The organism is Acidobacteriota bacterium, from assembly GCA_040752675.1.
Classification (GTDB): Bacteria; Acidobacteriota; Polarisedimenticolia; order JBFMGF01; family JBFMGF01; genus JBFMGF01.
The window spans coordinates 1-15,573 of record JBFMGF010000103.1 but is presented as its reverse complement, the minus strand read 5'-3'; the positions used below and the strand labels follow the sequence as shown (position 1 = coordinate 15,573).

The 15,573-nt window shown below is 50.9% G+C and carries 14 protein-coding genes and 1 tRNA gene; all 15 read right to left on the bottom strand.

What is annotated here, in order from left to right; genetic code table 11:
• Positions 1-113 (bottom strand): GTP-binding protein (locus tag AB1756_09580; protein MEW5807579.1); only part of this gene is annotated, 113 nt, incomplete at its 3' end.
• 22 nt (positions 114-135) lie between these two features.
• The gene (gene fusA, locus AB1756_09575; GenBank protein MEW5807578.1) at positions 136-2,220 is read right to left on the bottom strand and encodes an elongation factor G; all 2,085 of its coding nucleotides are present in this window, start codon (positions 2,218-2,220) and stop codon (positions 136-138) included.
• Positions 2,221-2,240: 20 nt separating this feature from the next.
• Positions 2,241-2,711, bottom strand: coding sequence for a 30S ribosomal protein S7 (gene rpsG / locus AB1756_09570; protein MEW5807577.1), 471 nt, complete (start codon positions 2,709-2,711; stop codon positions 2,241-2,243).
• Between the two features lie 74 nt (positions 2,712-2,785).
• Positions 2,786-3,163: a 30S ribosomal protein S12 gene (gene rpsL / locus AB1756_09565; GenBank protein ID MEW5807576.1), complete on the bottom strand. Its 378-nt coding sequence runs from the start codon at positions 3,161-3,163 to the stop codon at positions 2,786-2,788.
• 110 nt (positions 3,164-3,273) lie between these two features.
• Positions 3,274-7,386, bottom strand: coding sequence for a DNA-directed RNA polymerase subunit beta' (rpoC, locus tag AB1756_09560; GenBank protein ID MEW5807575.1), 4,113 nt, complete (start codon positions 7,384-7,386; stop codon positions 3,274-3,276).
• 85 nt (positions 7,387-7,471) lie between these two features.
• Positions 7,472-11,752 (bottom strand): DNA-directed RNA polymerase subunit beta, encoded by a 4,281-nt coding sequence (gene rpoB / locus AB1756_09555; protein MEW5807574.1) that lies wholly within the window; start codon positions 11,750-11,752, stop codon positions 7,472-7,474.
• 173 nt (positions 11,753-11,925) lie between these two features.
• Positions 11,926-12,309 carry a 50S ribosomal protein L7/L12 gene (rplL, locus tag AB1756_09550; GenBank protein ID MEW5807573.1) on the bottom strand — a complete coding sequence of 128 codons (384 nt, stop codon included), beginning with the start codon at positions 12,307-12,309 and terminating at the stop codon, positions 11,926-11,928.
• A 37-nt stretch (positions 12,310-12,346) separates the two neighbouring features.
• Positions 12,347-12,862: a 50S ribosomal protein L10 gene (gene rplJ, locus AB1756_09545; GenBank protein ID MEW5807572.1), complete on the bottom strand. Its 516-nt coding sequence runs from the start codon at positions 12,860-12,862 to the stop codon at positions 12,347-12,349.
• Between the two features lie 11 nt (positions 12,863-12,873).
• Entirely contained in the window at positions 12,874-13,569 is a 696-nt protein-coding gene (gene rplA / locus AB1756_09540; GenBank protein MEW5807571.1) for a 50S ribosomal protein L1, read from the bottom strand.
• A 12-nt stretch (positions 13,570-13,581) separates the two neighbouring features.
• Positions 13,582-14,010 (bottom strand): 50S ribosomal protein L11, encoded by a 429-nt coding sequence (gene rplK, locus AB1756_09535; protein ID MEW5807570.1) that lies wholly within the window; start codon positions 14,008-14,010, stop codon positions 13,582-13,584.
• Between the two features lie 31 nt (positions 14,011-14,041).
• Positions 14,042-14,572, bottom strand: coding sequence for a transcription termination/antitermination protein NusG (gene nusG, locus AB1756_09530; GenBank protein ID MEW5807569.1), 531 nt, complete (start codon positions 14,570-14,572; stop codon positions 14,042-14,044).
• A gap of 15 nt (positions 14,573-14,587) precedes the next feature.
• Positions 14,588-14,791, bottom strand: a complete 204-nt coding sequence (gene secE, locus AB1756_09525) for a preprotein translocase subunit SecE (protein MEW5807568.1) — start codon at positions 14,789-14,791, stop codon at positions 14,588-14,590.
• 51 nt (positions 14,792-14,842) lie between these two features.
• Positions 14,843-14,919: transfer RNA gene (locus tag AB1756_09520), tRNA-Trp, on the bottom strand.
• On the bottom strand, positions 14,918-15,067 hold the full coding sequence (gene rpmG, locus AB1756_09515; protein ID MEW5807567.1) for a 50S ribosomal protein L33: 150 nt from the start codon (positions 15,065-15,067) through the stop codon (positions 14,918-14,920). Before rpmG ends, AB1756_09520 begins: the two co-directional genes overlap by 2 nt.
• Before the next feature lie 52 nt (positions 15,068-15,119).
• Positions 15,120-15,573, bottom strand: a 454-nt coding sequence (locus tag AB1756_09510) for an EF-Tu/IF-2/RF-3 family GTPase (protein MEW5807566.1), incomplete at its 5' end; no start/stop codon positions are given.

Below are 15,573 nucleotides of genomic sequence, written 5' to 3'. Positions count from 1 at the left end.
TTCGCCAGCGTCATCGTGATCGCTGACGTCAATGTCGTCTTCCCGTGATCAACGTGCCCGATCGTCCCTATGTTTACGTGCGGCTTCGTCCTTTCAAATCTCTCCTTGGACATGGTCGCCTCCTTGATTCAAAATTTAATGAGTCCCATGCAGTTTTGTTATGACAATTTCACTGATGCTTCTGGGAGGTTCGTCGTAGTGCGAGAATTGCATGCTGTATGTTCCTCTCCCCTGTGTTATGGAGCGGAGATCGGTGGCATAGCCGAACATCTCCGAGAGGGGGACGAGAGCCGTAATGATCCTCGTTCCACCCCTAGTATTGATATTCTTCACCTTTCCCCTTCTCGAGTTCAGATTTCCGATGATGTCTCCCATGAACTCCTCGGGAGTTATAACCTCGACGTTCATCACAGGTTCAAGAAGAACGGCCTCCGCTTTCAGAACGGCATCGCGGAAGGCCATAGAGCCCGCAATCTTGAACGCTATTTCGGATGAATCCACTTCGTGGTAGGATCCATCAACGACGGTCGCCCGGATCCCCTTCATCGGATATCCGGCCAGGACCCCATGCTCCATCGCTTCTTTGACACCATCCTCTATAGCAGGAATGTATTCTCTCGGTATTGCTCCTCTCACAATTCTGCTCTCAAAGAGGAAATCTTCTCCATCAGATGTAGGTTCAATCTCGATCTCAACATCGCCATACTGCCCTCTTCCTCCGGTCTGCCTGATGTATCTGCCGGACCCGGAGGCTTTTTTAGTGATCGTTTCCCTGTAGGCCACTTCCGGCTTTCCCACTCTCGCGCCGACGTTAAACTCTCGCAGGAGCCTATCAACGATGATCTCAAGATGAAGTTCCCCCATCCCCGAGATAAGGGTCTGCATCGTCTCTTTATCCGAGTGGACCTTGAAGGTTGGGTCTTCATGGACCAGTCTCTCGAGAGCATAGCCCAACCGGTCTTGATCGTCTTTCGTCCTGGGCTCGATGGCAACGGATATGACCGGTTCCGGGAACTCCATTGACTCAAGGACGATGGGATGGTTCTCATCGCATATAGTGTCTCCCGTGGAGACATTCTTCATCCCAACAGCTGCAGCGATGTCCCCTGCACGTATCTCTTTTATATCTTCCCTGTTATTGGCATGCATCTTCAGTAGTCTTCCAATCCTTCCCTTTGTGTTCTTCGTCGCGTTGAGAACGATCGATCCGGTCCTGAGCATCCCGGAATAGACCCTCAGGAAGGCAAGATTACCGACGTAGGGATCGTTCATGATCTTGAAGATAAGAGCAGAAAAAGGCTCGTCATCCTGCGCCTTTCTCTCGATCCTTGTGTGCGTCCCCTGAATCACCCCGCCTACCGGAGGAACGTTCACTGGAGATGGGAGGAAATCGATGACGGCATCGAGGAGCGGCTGTATCCCCTTGTTCTTGAAGGCCGCTCCGCATAAGACTGGAGCCACATTGAGATCCAGGGTTCCTCTTCTGATTGCATGGACGATCTCATCCTTGGTGATCTCCTCGCCCGATAAATATTTTGTCAGGAGTGTATCGTCGATCTCGCATAGCGTTTCAATCAGATGCTCTCTCCCCTTCCGGGCAGCTTCCCTGTACTCATCAGGGATGTCCACGATTTCATAGCTCGTCTTGGAGGCCTCTCCATAATATCTGTATGCTCTACTACGGATAAGATCGATCATCCCGGTGAAAGAATCTTCCCTCCCCCAGGGGATCTGGATGACGATTGGAGTGGTGTTGAGTCTCGTCCTCATCATATCGACGCATCTTTCGAAATCTGCCCCCCGTCTGTCCATCTTATTCACGAACGCAATCTTCGGAACGCCATATTTGTCAGCTTGCCTCCAGACCGTCTCCGATTGTGGCTGGACTCCTCCCACTGCACAGAAGATTGCGATGGCACCATCGAGGACTCTCAGCGACCTCTCCACTTCCGCTGTGAAATCAACGTGGCCCGGCATGTCGATGATGTTGATCCTGTAATCATTCCAGAAGCATGTCGTCGCCGCCGAGGTGATGGTGATTCCACGCTCCTGTTCCTGAACCATCCAGTCCATTGTGGCCGTTCCCTGGTCCACTTCACCGATCTTGTAGTTGATCCCTGTGTAGAAGAGGATCCTCTCGGTTGTAGTGGTCTTACCTGCATCAATGTGGGCCATGATGCCGATATTCCTTGTCTTTTCCAGTGGAATAGCTCTAGACAATTTAGTATCCCTCGACATGATTACCATCGATAATGGGCAAAAGCTTTGTTCGCCTCTGCCATCTTATGCGTATCTTCTCTCTTCTTGATGGCGCCTCCTCTGTTTTCCGAAGCATCTAGGATTTCTCCAGCCAGCTTTTCACGCATGGTCTTCTCGCCTCTCTCCTTCGAGTACTGTATCAGCCAGCGGAAGGAAAGAGAGAGCTTCCTGTCGGGGTTGACCTCCACTGGAATCTGATAATTTGCGCCTCCAACCCTTCGCGATTTCACTTCGAGCATCGGTTTGACGTTCTCCAAGGCCTTCTTGAAGGTTTTAAGCGGATCATCTTTGGTTTTGGCCTGGATGATGTCCATGGCGCCATAGAAGATGTTTTCCGCAGTCGCTTTTTTACCCTTTCTCATTATGGCATTGAGGAATTTTGCCACAAGAGTAGACTGGTAGATCGGGTCCGGGTTGAGCTCTTTTCTGGTAACTACTCCTCTTCTTGGCACTTACTATCCTCCTTGCGTAATGATCCCAAGCCCCGATACCTCTGGCTCAAGGCATCGCGCGACGCTACTTGGGATTATGCTGATTTGGGCCTCTTGGCCCCGTATTTCGACCTACCCTGTTTTCTCCCCTCGACCCCAACTGAATCGAGGGTGCCTCTGATTACATGATATCTCACACCGGGAAGATCCTTCACTCTCCCCCCTCGTATGAGAACAATCGAATGTTCCTGCAGATTATGGCCGATCCCGGGAATGTAGGTGGTCACTTCGATCCCATTCGTCAGTCTCACTCTCGTTACTTTCCTGAGAGCCGAATTCGGCTTCTTGGGTGTCGTTGTGTATACCCGGACGCAGACACCTCTCTTCTGCGGTGAATTTCCGAGAGCCGGGCTACTCGTCTTTGATAAGACCCTTTGTCTCGCCTCTTTTACAAGTTGGTTGATCGTCGGCACAAATTACTCCACTTTCCCATCTCAAAGAAAAATAATCCTTTTGACGAAATTTTTTAATTTAGCAAAAACGCTTTTTTATGTCAATAGATAGTTCTTTTTATCGGCGGTTTTTAACTCTCGCTTCCACCGACCGAAGCAGCATCTTCGCCGCCGGTTTCCGCCGTCACCTTGCCGCTCTCAGCGCCCTCGACCTCTTCCTCTTCAGCCTCCTCGGCGGAAACGACGCAGAATTTTCTATAGTACTCCATTCCCGTTCCTGCCGGAATGAGCCTCCCCATGATTACGTTTTCCTTCAATCCTCTGAGATAATCGGTCTTTCCTGCGGCGCTCGCCTCTGTCAGGACGCGCGTCGTCTCCTGGAAGGAGGCAGCCGAAATGAAGCTATCCGTCGCCAGCGATGCCTTGGTTATACCGAGGAGGAGGTCCTTCCCGCGAGCAGCATCTCCCCTCTCCTTCTCGATCTTCCTGTTTTCTTTCTGGAAACGGAAGCGATCGACCTGTTCATCAATGATGAAATCGGTGTCTCCAACATCTTCGATTTTCACCCATCTCATCATCTGTCTTATTATTACCTCGATATGCTTATCATTGATGTTTACTCCCTGAAGCCTGTAAACCTCTTGGATCTCGTTAACAAGATATTTCTGGAGCTCTTCTTTTCCAAGAACGGTCAGGATGTCGTGAGGATTAATAGGACCGTCCATCAGGGGTTCCCCGGCTCTGACCCTTTCTCCTTCCTGGACGATAATGTGGACACCTCTCGGAATATTGTATTGCTTCTCAACACCCATCTCGTTCCTGACGAATACATTTCGCTCTCCCTTGACAATATCTCCGTATCTGACGATGCCATCGATCTCCGTAATGATGGCCGCTTCTTTCGGTTTTCTCGCTTCGAAGAGTTCCACGACTCTGGGAAGTCCACCGGTGATATCCTTGGTTTTCGTCGTCTCCCTCGGGATCTTGGCAAGGATATCTCCCTGGAAAACCATATCCCCATCCTCAAAGATCAGATGAGCTCCGGATGGCATCGTGTATTTCCTGAGAATCTTCTCGTCTTGATCCTTGATGATTAGCTGGGGATGCTTCTTCTCATCCTGGGATTCGATGATGACTTTACTCCTGAATCCTGTTACCTCGTCCACCTCTTCCCTCATGGTCACGCCTTCCTCGATATCCTTGAAGTTAAGCGTGCCGCTAACCTCAGTGAGGATGGCGTTAGTGTATGGATCCCACTCCACGAGCAGCATCCCTGGTTGGACGAGCTGCCCATCTGAAACCTTGAGGGAAGCGCCGTAGACGACCGGATGTCTTTCTCTCTCTCTTCCGTCGCGGTCCATCACGACTATTGCACCGTTTCGGTTCATAACAACAAAATCGCCCTTCTTGTTCCTTACACTCGTAATGTTCACATACTTGAACTTTCCCTCGTTCTTAGCATTGATCGTCGATTGCTCGGCAGCACCCCTTGCCGTTCCGCCGATATGAAAGGTCCTCATCGTCAACTGGGTTCCCGGCTCTCCGATCGATTGCGCAGCGATGACTCCCACGGCCTCGCCGAGCTCGACCATCTTTCCGGTGGCCAGGCTTCTTCCATAACATTTAATGCAGACCCCTCGCTCCGTCTCGCAGGTGAGAACCGACCGGATTCTTGCTTTTTCAACACCTGCATCCTCGATCTTCGCAGCGGTATCTTCAGTAATTTCCTGGTTCTTCTCTACAATAATCTCACCCGAAATCGGATCGATGATGTTTTCCGCCGCCACCCTCCCGATCAATCGGTCGCCGAGCGATTCGATGACCTCTCCTCCCTCGATGATGGCTTCAACAACAATGCTGTGAGGAGTGCGGCAATCATCTTCACTCACAATGACATCCTGCGCTACGTCGACGAGCCTTCGCGTAAGATAGCCTGAGTCGGCGGTCTTCAATGCAGTGTCCGCAAGACCTTTTCTTGCTCCATGGGTGGAGATGAAGTACTGCAACACGTTCAACCCTTCCCTGAGATTGGCCGTGATAGGGGTCTCGATTATCTCTCCTGAGGGCTTCGACATTAAACCGCGCATTCCTGCAAGTTGTCTCATCTGGAGCTTGCTTCCCCTTGCCCCCGAGTCCGCCATCATGTAGATTGAGTTGAACTCTCCCATCCCCTTGAGCATCTTCTCGGCAATCCTGTCGGTAACATCGGACCAGATCCCGATGACCTTGTTGTAACGTTCACCGTTGGTGATGATCCCATCCAGGTACTGTTGCTCAACGGCGCTCTGTTCCTTCCTTGCTCTATCGATGAGCTCTTCCTTCTCGGATGGGATAACCATGTCATCGATTCCGATGGAGAACCCTGCCTTCGTTGCGTATAGGAAACCGATATCCTTGAGGCTGTCGAGCATCTCTACCGCTTTATCATTTCCGCTGTGCTGAATGCAGAAGGCCACGAGTTGGGCAAGCCCCTTTTTCTTCAGGTGTCCATTGATGTAAGGGGTCTCTTTCGGGAGAAAGCTGTTGAAGATGACCCGACCCACCGTCGTGTCGATGAGCTGATTGTCTATCTCCTGGATGTAGGAGTGCGTTATATCCTGGTCATCCTTCATCGTTGTCAAATCGATGAAGTCTCCTTTGTATCTCAACCGGATCGGAGCCAGTGTTTCAACCTCTCCGGCCTCAAGGGCATGGATCACCTCATCCACATCGGAAAACCGTTTCCCCTCGCCTCTGGATCCTCTCTTCTCTTTTGTAAGATAGTAACAGCCCAGGACGATATCCTGCGTCGGGTTGACGATGGGCTGACCATTGGCCGGTGAGAGGAGGTTTTGCGTCGAGAGCATAAGGACATGGGCTTCTATCTGCGCTCGAGCGGAGAGCGGGACGTGGACTGCCATCTGATCTCCATCAAAGTCGGCGTTGAAGGCCGTACAGACTAGAGGATGGATCTTGATCGCCTTTCCCTCCACCAGAATGGGCTCAAAGGCCTGGATTCCAAGCCTGTGAAGCGTTGGGGCCCTGTTGAGGAGGACAGGATGGTCTTTGATGACCTCCTCGAGGATATCCCATACTTCCGGCTGTTCCAGCTCCACCATCTCCTTGGCAGCCTTGATCGTCGTCACGAGACCGCGCTCCTCAAGCTTGTTGTAAATAAAAGGCTTGAAGAGTTCCAAGGCCATCTTCTTGGGAAGACCGCACTGATTGAGCTTGAGCTCGGGACCAATGACTATAACGGATCGCCCAGAATAATCGACTCTCTTCCCGAGGAGATTCTGTCTGAACCGACCCTGTTTTCCCTTCAATGTATCGCTCAGCGACTTTAGCGCTCTGTTGTTTGAGCCTCTTATGACACGACCCCTTCTCCCGTTGTCGAAGAGAGCATCGACAGCTTCCTGAAGCATCCTCTTCTCGTTTCTCACGATGACATCCGGGGCCTTCAGTTCCAGCAATTTTTTCAGACGGTTGTTCCTGTTGATGACCCTGCGGTATAGGTCGTTCAGATCTGATGTCGCAAACCTTCCTCCATCGAGTGGAACAAGCGGCCGCAGTTCAGGCGGGATGACTGGAATGACGTCGAGGACCATCCACTCGGGTTTGTTGCCAGACCGCTTGAACGCATTGACGACCTTCAGTCTCTTGGCATACTTGGTCCTCTTCTGGATCGAGGTCTCCTGGTTCATCTTCTCCCTCAGTTCTCTGGAAAGAGTCTCGATATCTACTCTTTGAAGGAGTTCCTTGATCGCCTCTGCACCCATCTTCGCCTGAAATTTATCGCCGTACTCCGCGGAGAGCTCCTTGTACCTCTCATCGGTCAGAAGCTCTTTCTCTTTCAGTGGAACCTTTTTATCGTTGACTTCTATAACGACGTATGCTTCAAAGTAGAGGATCCTCTCAAGGTCTCTTAGGGAGATGTCGAGGAGATGCCCTATCCGGCTTGGCAAACCTTTGAAGAACCAGACATGGGAGACGGGAGAGGCAAGTTCTATGTGCCCCATCCGCTCGCGCCTGACCTTGGACTGAGTAACTTCAACACCGCACTTGTCGCAGACGACGCCGCGGTGTTTCATCCTCTTGAATTTGCCGCAAAGGCACTCCCAGTCGGTGACGGGACCGAATATCTTGGCGCAGAACAAGCCATCTTTCTCAGGCTTGAACGTTCTGTAATTTATTGTCTCCGGCTTCGTCACCTCGCCGTGGGACCACATCCTGATCTTCTCCGGCGAGGCCAGGCTGATCCTCATGGCGGTGAAGTCATTGATCGTTCTAGCTTTATCAAAAAGGAAGAAATTCTTATTCAAGATTCTCCCCTCCTATTAAGAAATAGTATTATTTTGCTTCATCTGTCAGAAGCTCCACGTTGAGGCAGAGACCCTGCAGTTCACGGACAAGAACGTTGAACGATTCTGGCAGTCCCGGCTCGCCTATGTTCTGCCCCTTCACGAGGGCCTCGTAAGCTTTTGTCCTTCCTTGGACATCGTCCGATTTAGCAGTGAGGAGTTCCTGAAGTGTATGCGCAGCTCCGTAAGCCTCCAGAGCCCACACCTCCATCTCGCCGAACCGTTGTCCTCCGAACTGAGCTTTCCCGCCAAGCGGTTGCTGTGTGATAAGTGAGTAAGGGCCAATGGACCTCGCATGGATCTTATCATCGACGAGGTGCGAGAGTTTCATCAGATAGATGTACCCGACCGTGACCGGATGATCAAAGGGGAGCCCTGTCTTGCCGTCATACAGGATTGTCTTCCCGTTGAGTGGCAGGTTAGCTTCCTTGAGCTGCTCTTTGATCTCATTCTCATTAGCCCCATCGAAAATGGGAGTCGAATAGTATCTCCCGAGGCTCTTGGCTGCCCAGCCGAGATGAGTCTCGAGGATCTGACCGACGTTCATCCTCGATGGTACGCCCAGGGGGTTCAGAATGACATCGATGGACGTTCCATCGGGGAGATATGGCATATCTTCTTCTGGGATGACTCGCGCAATGACACCCTTGTTCCCATGCCTGCCGGCGATTTTATCACCCGCCTGGAGCTTTCTCTTCATGGCCACATAAACCTTGACCATCTTGATCACACCTGGAGCAAGCTCGTCGCCGCGTTTTAATAGCTCTATCTTGTCTTTGTGGAATCTCTTCAGAATCTGGATCCTCTTCTCCGTCCTCTCCTCGATTTTCTTTATCTCGTCTACTTTCTCCTTCTTCTTCGGCTTGATCTCGCACCGCAGAAGGTCCTCTGCAGAGAGAGATGCTAGTATCTCGAGGGTAAGCCTGGTTCCCTCCTCATGGAGGATCTTCCGCGTTCTCTTATCCTTGAGAGGAGCGGCAAGTTTCTCATCGAGAAGGAGATCAGTAATCTTGTTACGGTTCTCTTCTCTCAGGATTCGGATCTCGTCGTTCAGGTTTTTTTCCATCCGATCGATAACATCCTGCTCGATTTTCCTTGCTCGGCTGTCTTTCTCCGTCCCTTTCCTGCAGAAGATCTTCACGTCAACGACTGTCCCCTCGATCCCCGGTGGAGTCGTCAGCGAGGCGTCCTTCCAGTCACCGGATTTCTCGCCGAATATTGCCCGCAATAGTTTTTCCTCGGGAGTGAGCTGAGTCTCCCCCTTGGGAGTAACCTTCCCCACAAGGATATCGCCAGGTTTCACGTAGGCCCCTATCCTTATGATTCCGCTCTCATCAAGGTCCTTCAAGAACTCTTCACTCACGTTTGGAATATCTCTCGTGATCTCCTCAGGACCCAGTTTCGTATCTCTTGCTTCGATCTCGAATTCTTCGATATGGATGGATGTGAAGGCATCATTCTTGATGAGGTTCTCGTTGACAAGAATGGCATCCTCGAAGTTATACCCTCGCCAGGGCATAAACGCGACGAGGACATTGCGACCGAGGGCAAGTTCCCCACGGTCGGTGCAGGGACCATCGGCAATGACCTGTCCCCTGGCCACTCTCTGTCCCACCTTGACCAGCGGCCTTTGATTTATGCAGGTATTCTGATTGGACCTGCGAAATTTGACCAGGTTGTAGATGTCGGCTCCGAAGTCACCATCTTCTCCTTCCTCACCACCAACCCTCACGATGACTCTCCTGGAATCCACGCTGTCCACTATTCCGCTCCGTATGCTGGTGACGACGGCACCGGAATCTTTTGCCGTGATGGATTCCATTCCTGTTCCGACGCATGGGGCTTCGGGCCGGAGCAGAGGAACAGCCTGCCTCTGCATGTTGGACCCCATGAGGGCCCTGTTGGCGTCGTCATTTTCAAGGAATGGGATAAGAGAGGCAGCCACGGAAACGAGCTGCTTGGGAGAAACGTCGATGTAGGCAACCTCTTCTCTGGGGACAAGCTTGAACTCCCCGCCTAACCTTGCGTAAACCCTCTCGTTGATAAATTTCCCCTCGCCGTCCACGCGGGCATTCGCCTGGGCGATTGCAATGCGATCTTCCTCCCATGCGGAGAGGTAGAAGGAGTGAGGTTCGAACGTGGGAAGATCTCCTTTCTTCCTGGAAACCTTCTTCAGTTCCGATTCCAACTCTTCCTTTCTGACGATCTGTCCAATATTGAAATCGGATTCGCCCGGGGAAAGGATTTTAAAGTAATCGATGATTTGCCCGTTCTGCACCTTTCGGTATGGAGATTCGATGAAGCCGAACTCGTTGATCCTTGCATAGCAACTGAGAGAAGAGATGAGCCCGATGTTTGGACCCTCTGGAGTCTCGATCGGGCAGATCCTTCCGTAATGGGTTGGATGGACGTCACGGACTTCGAACCCGGCTCTTTCCCTGCTCAAGCCTCCTGGACCAAGAGCGGACAGCCTTCTCTTGTGAGTTACCTCGGCCAGTGGGTTTGTCTGATCCATGAACTGCGATAGCTGGCTGGAACCGAAAAATTCTTGGAGTGCTGCCATGACCGGCTTGGCATTGATGAGGTCATGGGGCATCGCCGTTGTCATTTCAGTATAGACGCTCATTTTCTCTTTGATGGCTCTCTCCATCCTCACCAGACCGATCCGGAACTGATTCTCGAGAAGCTCTCCCACCGATCTTACCCTTCTGTTGCCGAGATGATCGATGTCGTCCTGAGCCGTAGCATCATTCCTGTTCTTGAGGAGAAAGTTCAGGACTGCCAGGAAATCTTCCTTCGTCAGGATCCTCTGATCTAGAGCGACATCCTTTCCGAGCTTCGTGTTGAACTTGAGCCTTCCCACTTTGGAAAAGTCGTAGCGCTGGGGATCAAAGAACATGGCATGGAAAAGTGAACGGGCGCTCTGAACCGTTGGAAGGTCACCCGGTCTCAATCTACGATAGATCTCGAGGAGAGCATCATTCGCGGTTTTTATGGAATCTTTCTCGAGTGTCGAAGAAATGGCAGGACCGATGGGATCCGTCTCCGGAAAAAAGACCTCAAAACTATCGATGCCCTTTTCCACAAGCTTATCGAGTATCTCCTGGGAGAAGATGGCGTTCACCTCGCAGGAAAGGTTCTTCTCTTCGACGTACAGGATCTCTCCTGTTTCATTATCCACTATATCTTTCGCAATCCTTGCCCCATCTAAAAGTGTTTCCGCGTCTATGAGAATATAATCGATCCCCGCCTTCACCAAGTCAGGAATCATCGTCTGCTTGATCCTCTTCCCCTTTTTCACTATGATCTCTTCTGTCTTTGGGTGGACGACATCCCCTTTCGCTCTAATGCCGACAATGGCCGGCGTCACCTTGCAAAAGAGTTTTTTTCCGTCAATCTTAATCTCCTGGAAGGTATAGAACGTTTTGATGATAGCCTCGTCGCTTTGAAGACCCAGAGCTCTCAGGAAGATCGTCCCAAGGAATTTTCTCTTTCTGTCGATCCGGATTTGCAGGATGTTCTTCTCATCGAGCTCGAACTCCACCCAGGATCCACGATACGGGATGATCTTTCCCGTCAGGATGTTCCCCTCACGGGTGAAAAAGACGCCTGGTGACCGATGAAGCTGAGACACTATGACCCTCTCTGTTCCGTTGATGATGAAGGTCCCGTTCTCCGTCAGCATCGGGATATCGCCGAAGAAGACTTCCTGCTCCTTCATGTCCCTGATGCTCTTTGCATTCGTCGTCACATCCTTTTCATAGACGACGAGCCTGATCTTGACCTTGAGCGGTATGCTGTAAGTCATCCCCCGCTCCTGGCACTCCCCCACGCTGTACTTGAAGGAAAGGGTCACGAGACTTCCACATTCTTCGCAGACTCTTGCACGACTGATGTTCACCAGTCCACACTTCGGACACGTCAGTTCTCTCTCCTTCGGATCAAGTGCGAAGAGAACTTTTCCGCAATTCCTGCACTCAGTCTTTAGATGTTCCATCCCCTTGAGCGTGCTGCACTTACATTCCCAGTTTCCCGCTGAGTATTCGATGAACTCGAGAGAGCAGGTCTCGCGAAAATCTGTAATGGGAAAGACTGAACGGAAGACAGATTGAAGACCGATTTCTTCCCGATCCTGTGGAGCGGTGTGCAGCTGGAGAAATCTCTCATAGGATTTCTTCTGGACTTCGATCAAATTGGGAATCTGAATGGAGGTCTTGATCCTCGAGAAGTCTGTCCTATTCAATAGAGTGACTCTGTTGGTTTCAGGCATGTTTGAATACACTCCTATCCTTTGACAATTTGGGTCATGTTCCTTTGGATGTTGGTAGGTTTCACCCTTAATGTCAGGGTTAAAGATTGTTAGTCTTTTGCCCGTGAACCGGGGGAATCTGAGCTAAGATTCCCCTGTTCATGCGGACAAGGATGCGAATTGATTTCGTGCTCTCATTTTATTTCAATCTTGGCACCCGCTTCTTCAAACTTCTTCTTGATCTCCTCTGCTTCTTGTCTGGATATTCCTTCCTTCACGGTCTTCGGAGCTCCGTCGACAAGGTCCTTGGCTTCTTTCAGGCCGAGATTGGTCACCTCTCTCACAACCTTGATGACATTGATCTTCTTGTCTCCCACCTCTTTGAGGACAACGGCGAACTCAGTCTTCTCCTCAGCAGCAGCGGAAGGAGCTGCTCCAGATACTGCGGCGGCCACGGCGACCGGAGCAGCGGAGCTGACTCCGAAATGCTGTTCAAGCCCTTTCACCAGCTGGTTGAGTTCCATGACAGTCATCTCTTCCACGCTCTTGATGAATTCTTCTACAGAAAGCTTTGCCATTTAAAATACCTCCATTCTATGGTTGATCTTAAAACGTTTATTGACTCTTCGATTTTGCCACCTGGTCCAGCGCAGTGGCGAGACCCTGTATGTTTGCATTGAGAATCCTGACAAGCCCGGCGATCGGATAATTCAGGCAATATAGCAGCTTGCCAATCAGTTCCAGCTTGCTCGGTGTTCTAGACAGCTCTTTGAAATCTTCCGGCATTATGAACGTGTTCTCGACGAGACCTGCCTTAAATTCCAGCTCGGGATTATCCTTGACAAACTCGACAAGTATCTTGGCCAGAGCGATTGGATCATTATGCGTGTAAAAGAATCCCGTGGGTTCTTTGAGAAACTTCAAAATCTTCTTGTTGGAGAAATCGGCCAGCGCCTTCAGCGCCAGGCGGTTCTTCACAACCCGATAGTTCGAGATCCCATGGATCCTCTTTCTCAGTTCGTTGATCTGATTGACCTTCAGCCCTCTGTAATCAACCAGAAACAAACTCCTGGCTTTACCTATGGAATTCTTCAGTAATTCGATTTCCTTTTCCTTTTCTGCTCTTTTCACTCTCCACCTCGCTACGTCGCCTCAATGCTTCCCGGGTCGATCTTCAGCCCAGGGCTCATAGTGCTTGCGATATGGACGCTTTTGATGTATTTACCCTTGGCAGCGGCCGGTTTTGCTTTGATTATGGCCGCGGACAGAACCCTGGCATTCTCGATGAGCTTGGAATCCTCGAAAGAGATCTTCCCGATGATGGAATGGATGATGGCCGTTTTATCCACCTTAAACTCGATCTTCCCTCCCTTGATGTCGGAGATAGCCTTCGCGAGATCGAAGGTTACGGTTCCCGATTTCGGGTTCGGCATGAGTCCGCGCGGACCGAGTATCTTTCCCAGTTTCCCTACATCCTTCATCATGTCCGGTGTCGCCACCACGGCATCGAAATCTATCCACCCCCCCTGGATCTTCTCGATAATATCGTTGCCGCCCACATAATCTGCACCGGCGGTCTCGGCCTCCTTGAGCTTCTCTCCCGAAGCAAGTACTAGGACCTTCTTGGTCTTTCCTGTGCCGTGAGGCAGAAGGATCGTTCCTCTGACCATCTGATCCGCATGCTTGACATCCACGCCGAGGAGAAAGGCTATCTCTACGCTCTCGTCGAATTTTGCGTAATGCATCTTCTTGAGGATCGGTATGGCTTCCTCAAAGGTGTAACTGTCCTTTTTAACTTCCTGTTTCGCTTTCAGATATTTCTTACCCGCTTTTGCCATATGAGATACCTCTTAACCTTCCACGACGTCGATGCCCATACTCCGGGCGCTTCCCTCGATGATCCTGATGGCAGCATCAAGAGTATGGCAGTTGAGATCGGGCATCTTCGTCCTAGCAATCTCTTCGACCTGCTGCTTCGTGACTTTCCCGACCTTCTCCTTGTTGGGAACCCCAGAACCCTTGGCAATCTGCAACGCTTTCTTCAGAAGAACCGATGCAGGCGGGGTTTTCGTGACGAACGTGAAGGAGCGATCGGAGTAAACCGTGATGACAACTGGGATGATGAGACCTTCCTGCTTCGCCGTCCTGGCATTGAAGGCCTTGCAGAAATCCATGATGTTGACCCCTTGCTGGCCGAGTGCCGGGCCAACGGGTGGGGCAGGAGTTGCCTTTCCCGCTGGAATGTGAAGCTTGATGAATCCAGTGACCTTTTTTGCCATCGTAATACCCTATATAAAGATTCCTTTCATCTCAGATCTTTTCTACCTGTAGAAATTCCAGTTCCACAGGGGTTGATCTCCCGAAGATGGTTACCATCACTTTCAGAGTAGAGCGGTCATGATTGACCTCCTCGACCTTACCGATGAAATTGTTGAACGGTCCATCGATGATCTTGACCGTGTCGTTCTCTTTGAAATCGAATTTGGGTTTGGGCTTCTCAGCTGCCACGGAAACCTGGTTCAGGATCCGGGTAACTTCTTCTCCCGTGAGAGGAGTTGGCTTCTCTCGCGTCCCGGCGAATCCGGTTACCTTAGGTGTGCTCCTCACGAAATGCCAGTTATCCTCGTTCATCTCCATGAAGACCAGAATGTAACCCGGGAAGAACTTCCTCTTCGACTTCACTTTCTTTCCTTCCCTTACCTCCACGACCTCCTCACTCGGGATGAGGATCTCTCCGATCTCTTCCTGCTTTCCTTTTGCTTCTGCTCTCTGCATGAGAGACTTCCTCACCTTATCTTCGAAGCCAGAATAGGTATGAACGATATACCACTGTTTTGCCATTTCACCCACCATCGATCACTTCTCAAAACTCTTGAGGATGAATGTTATGATATTCGTGAGAGTCACATCCACAACATAGAGGAAAGCCGAACAGATGATCACGGCAATGATCACAACGATCGTCGTGCCGTAAACTTCCTTGCGGTTTGGCCAGGATGTCTTCTTCAGTTCCAGCCAGACTTCCGAGAGAAACTGCTTGAATTTCTTGTACCAGTACACATTATCTCCGAATCTTCATGAAGAATCTTATTCACGTCTTGCTTAGAGAATTGGCAGGCCAGGAGGGATTCGAACCCCCATCAGCCGGTTTTGGAGACCGGTGCTCTAGCCGTTGGAGCTACTGGCCTACTTTATCTCCTTGTGCAGCGTGTGTGCCCTGCAGAACCTGCAATATTTCTTGAATTCCAGCTTCTCCGTGGTTTTCTTCCTGTTCTTGGTCGAAACGTAGTTTCTTCTCTTGCAAACACTGCACTGAAATACGATGTTTTCCCTCATCTTGTTTCTATCGGATCCCTTCTATCCGGATCTCTCCATTGAATGAATCTCGTTATTCCAGAATCTCCGTGATGGTTCCTGCGCCTACAGTCCTGCCTCCTTCCCTGATTGCAAACCTCAAACCCTTATTCATGGCAATCGGCGTGATGAGTTCGATCTGAATGTTCACGTTGTCCCCTGGCATCACCATCTCCACTCCCTCCGGCAACGATACAACTCCAGTTACATCCGTGGTCCGAAAGTAAAACTGCGGCCGATACCCACTGAAAAACGGCGTGTGCCTACCCCCCTCCTCCTTCGTCAATATGTATGCCTCCGCCTTGAACTTCGTGTGAGGCGTGATGCTCCCAGGCTTCGCTATCACCTGACCCCTCTCTACCTCAGTCCTCTCCGTCCCCCTCAGCAATACTCCTATGTTGTCTCCTGCCTGCCCCTGGTCCAGTAGCTTCCGGAACATCTCTACCCCTGTTACCACCCTCTTAAATGTCGGCCGAATCCCCACTACC

Excerpts from the sequence above, each read along its gene's own strand:
- rpoC (MEW5807575.1), bottom strand. The coding sequence starts at position 7,386 with ATGAGGATCAGCCTGGCCTCGCCGGAGAAGATCAGGATGTGGTCCCAC.
- rpoB (MEW5807574.1), bottom strand. The coding sequence starts at position 11,752 with ATGCCTGAAACCAACAGAGTCACTCTATTGAATAGGACAGACTTCTCG.
- rplL (MEW5807573.1), bottom strand. The coding sequence starts at position 12,309 with ATGGCAAAGCTTTCTGTAGAAGAATTCATCAAGAGCGTGGAAGAGATG.
- rplA (MEW5807571.1), bottom strand. The coding sequence starts at position 13,569 with ATGGCAAAAGCGGGTAAGAAATATCTGAAAGCGAAACAGGAAGTTAAA.
- rplK (MEW5807570.1), bottom strand. The coding sequence starts at position 14,010 with ATGGCAAAAAAGGTCACTGGATTCATCAAGCTTCACATTCCAGCGGGA.
- nusG (MEW5807569.1), bottom strand. The coding sequence starts at position 14,572 with ATGGCAAAACAGTGGTATATCGTTCATACCTATTCTGGCTTCGAAGAT.
- rpmG (MEW5807567.1), bottom strand. The coding sequence starts at position 15,067 with ATGAGGGAAAACATCGTATTTCAGTGCAGTGTTTGCAAGAGAAGAAAC.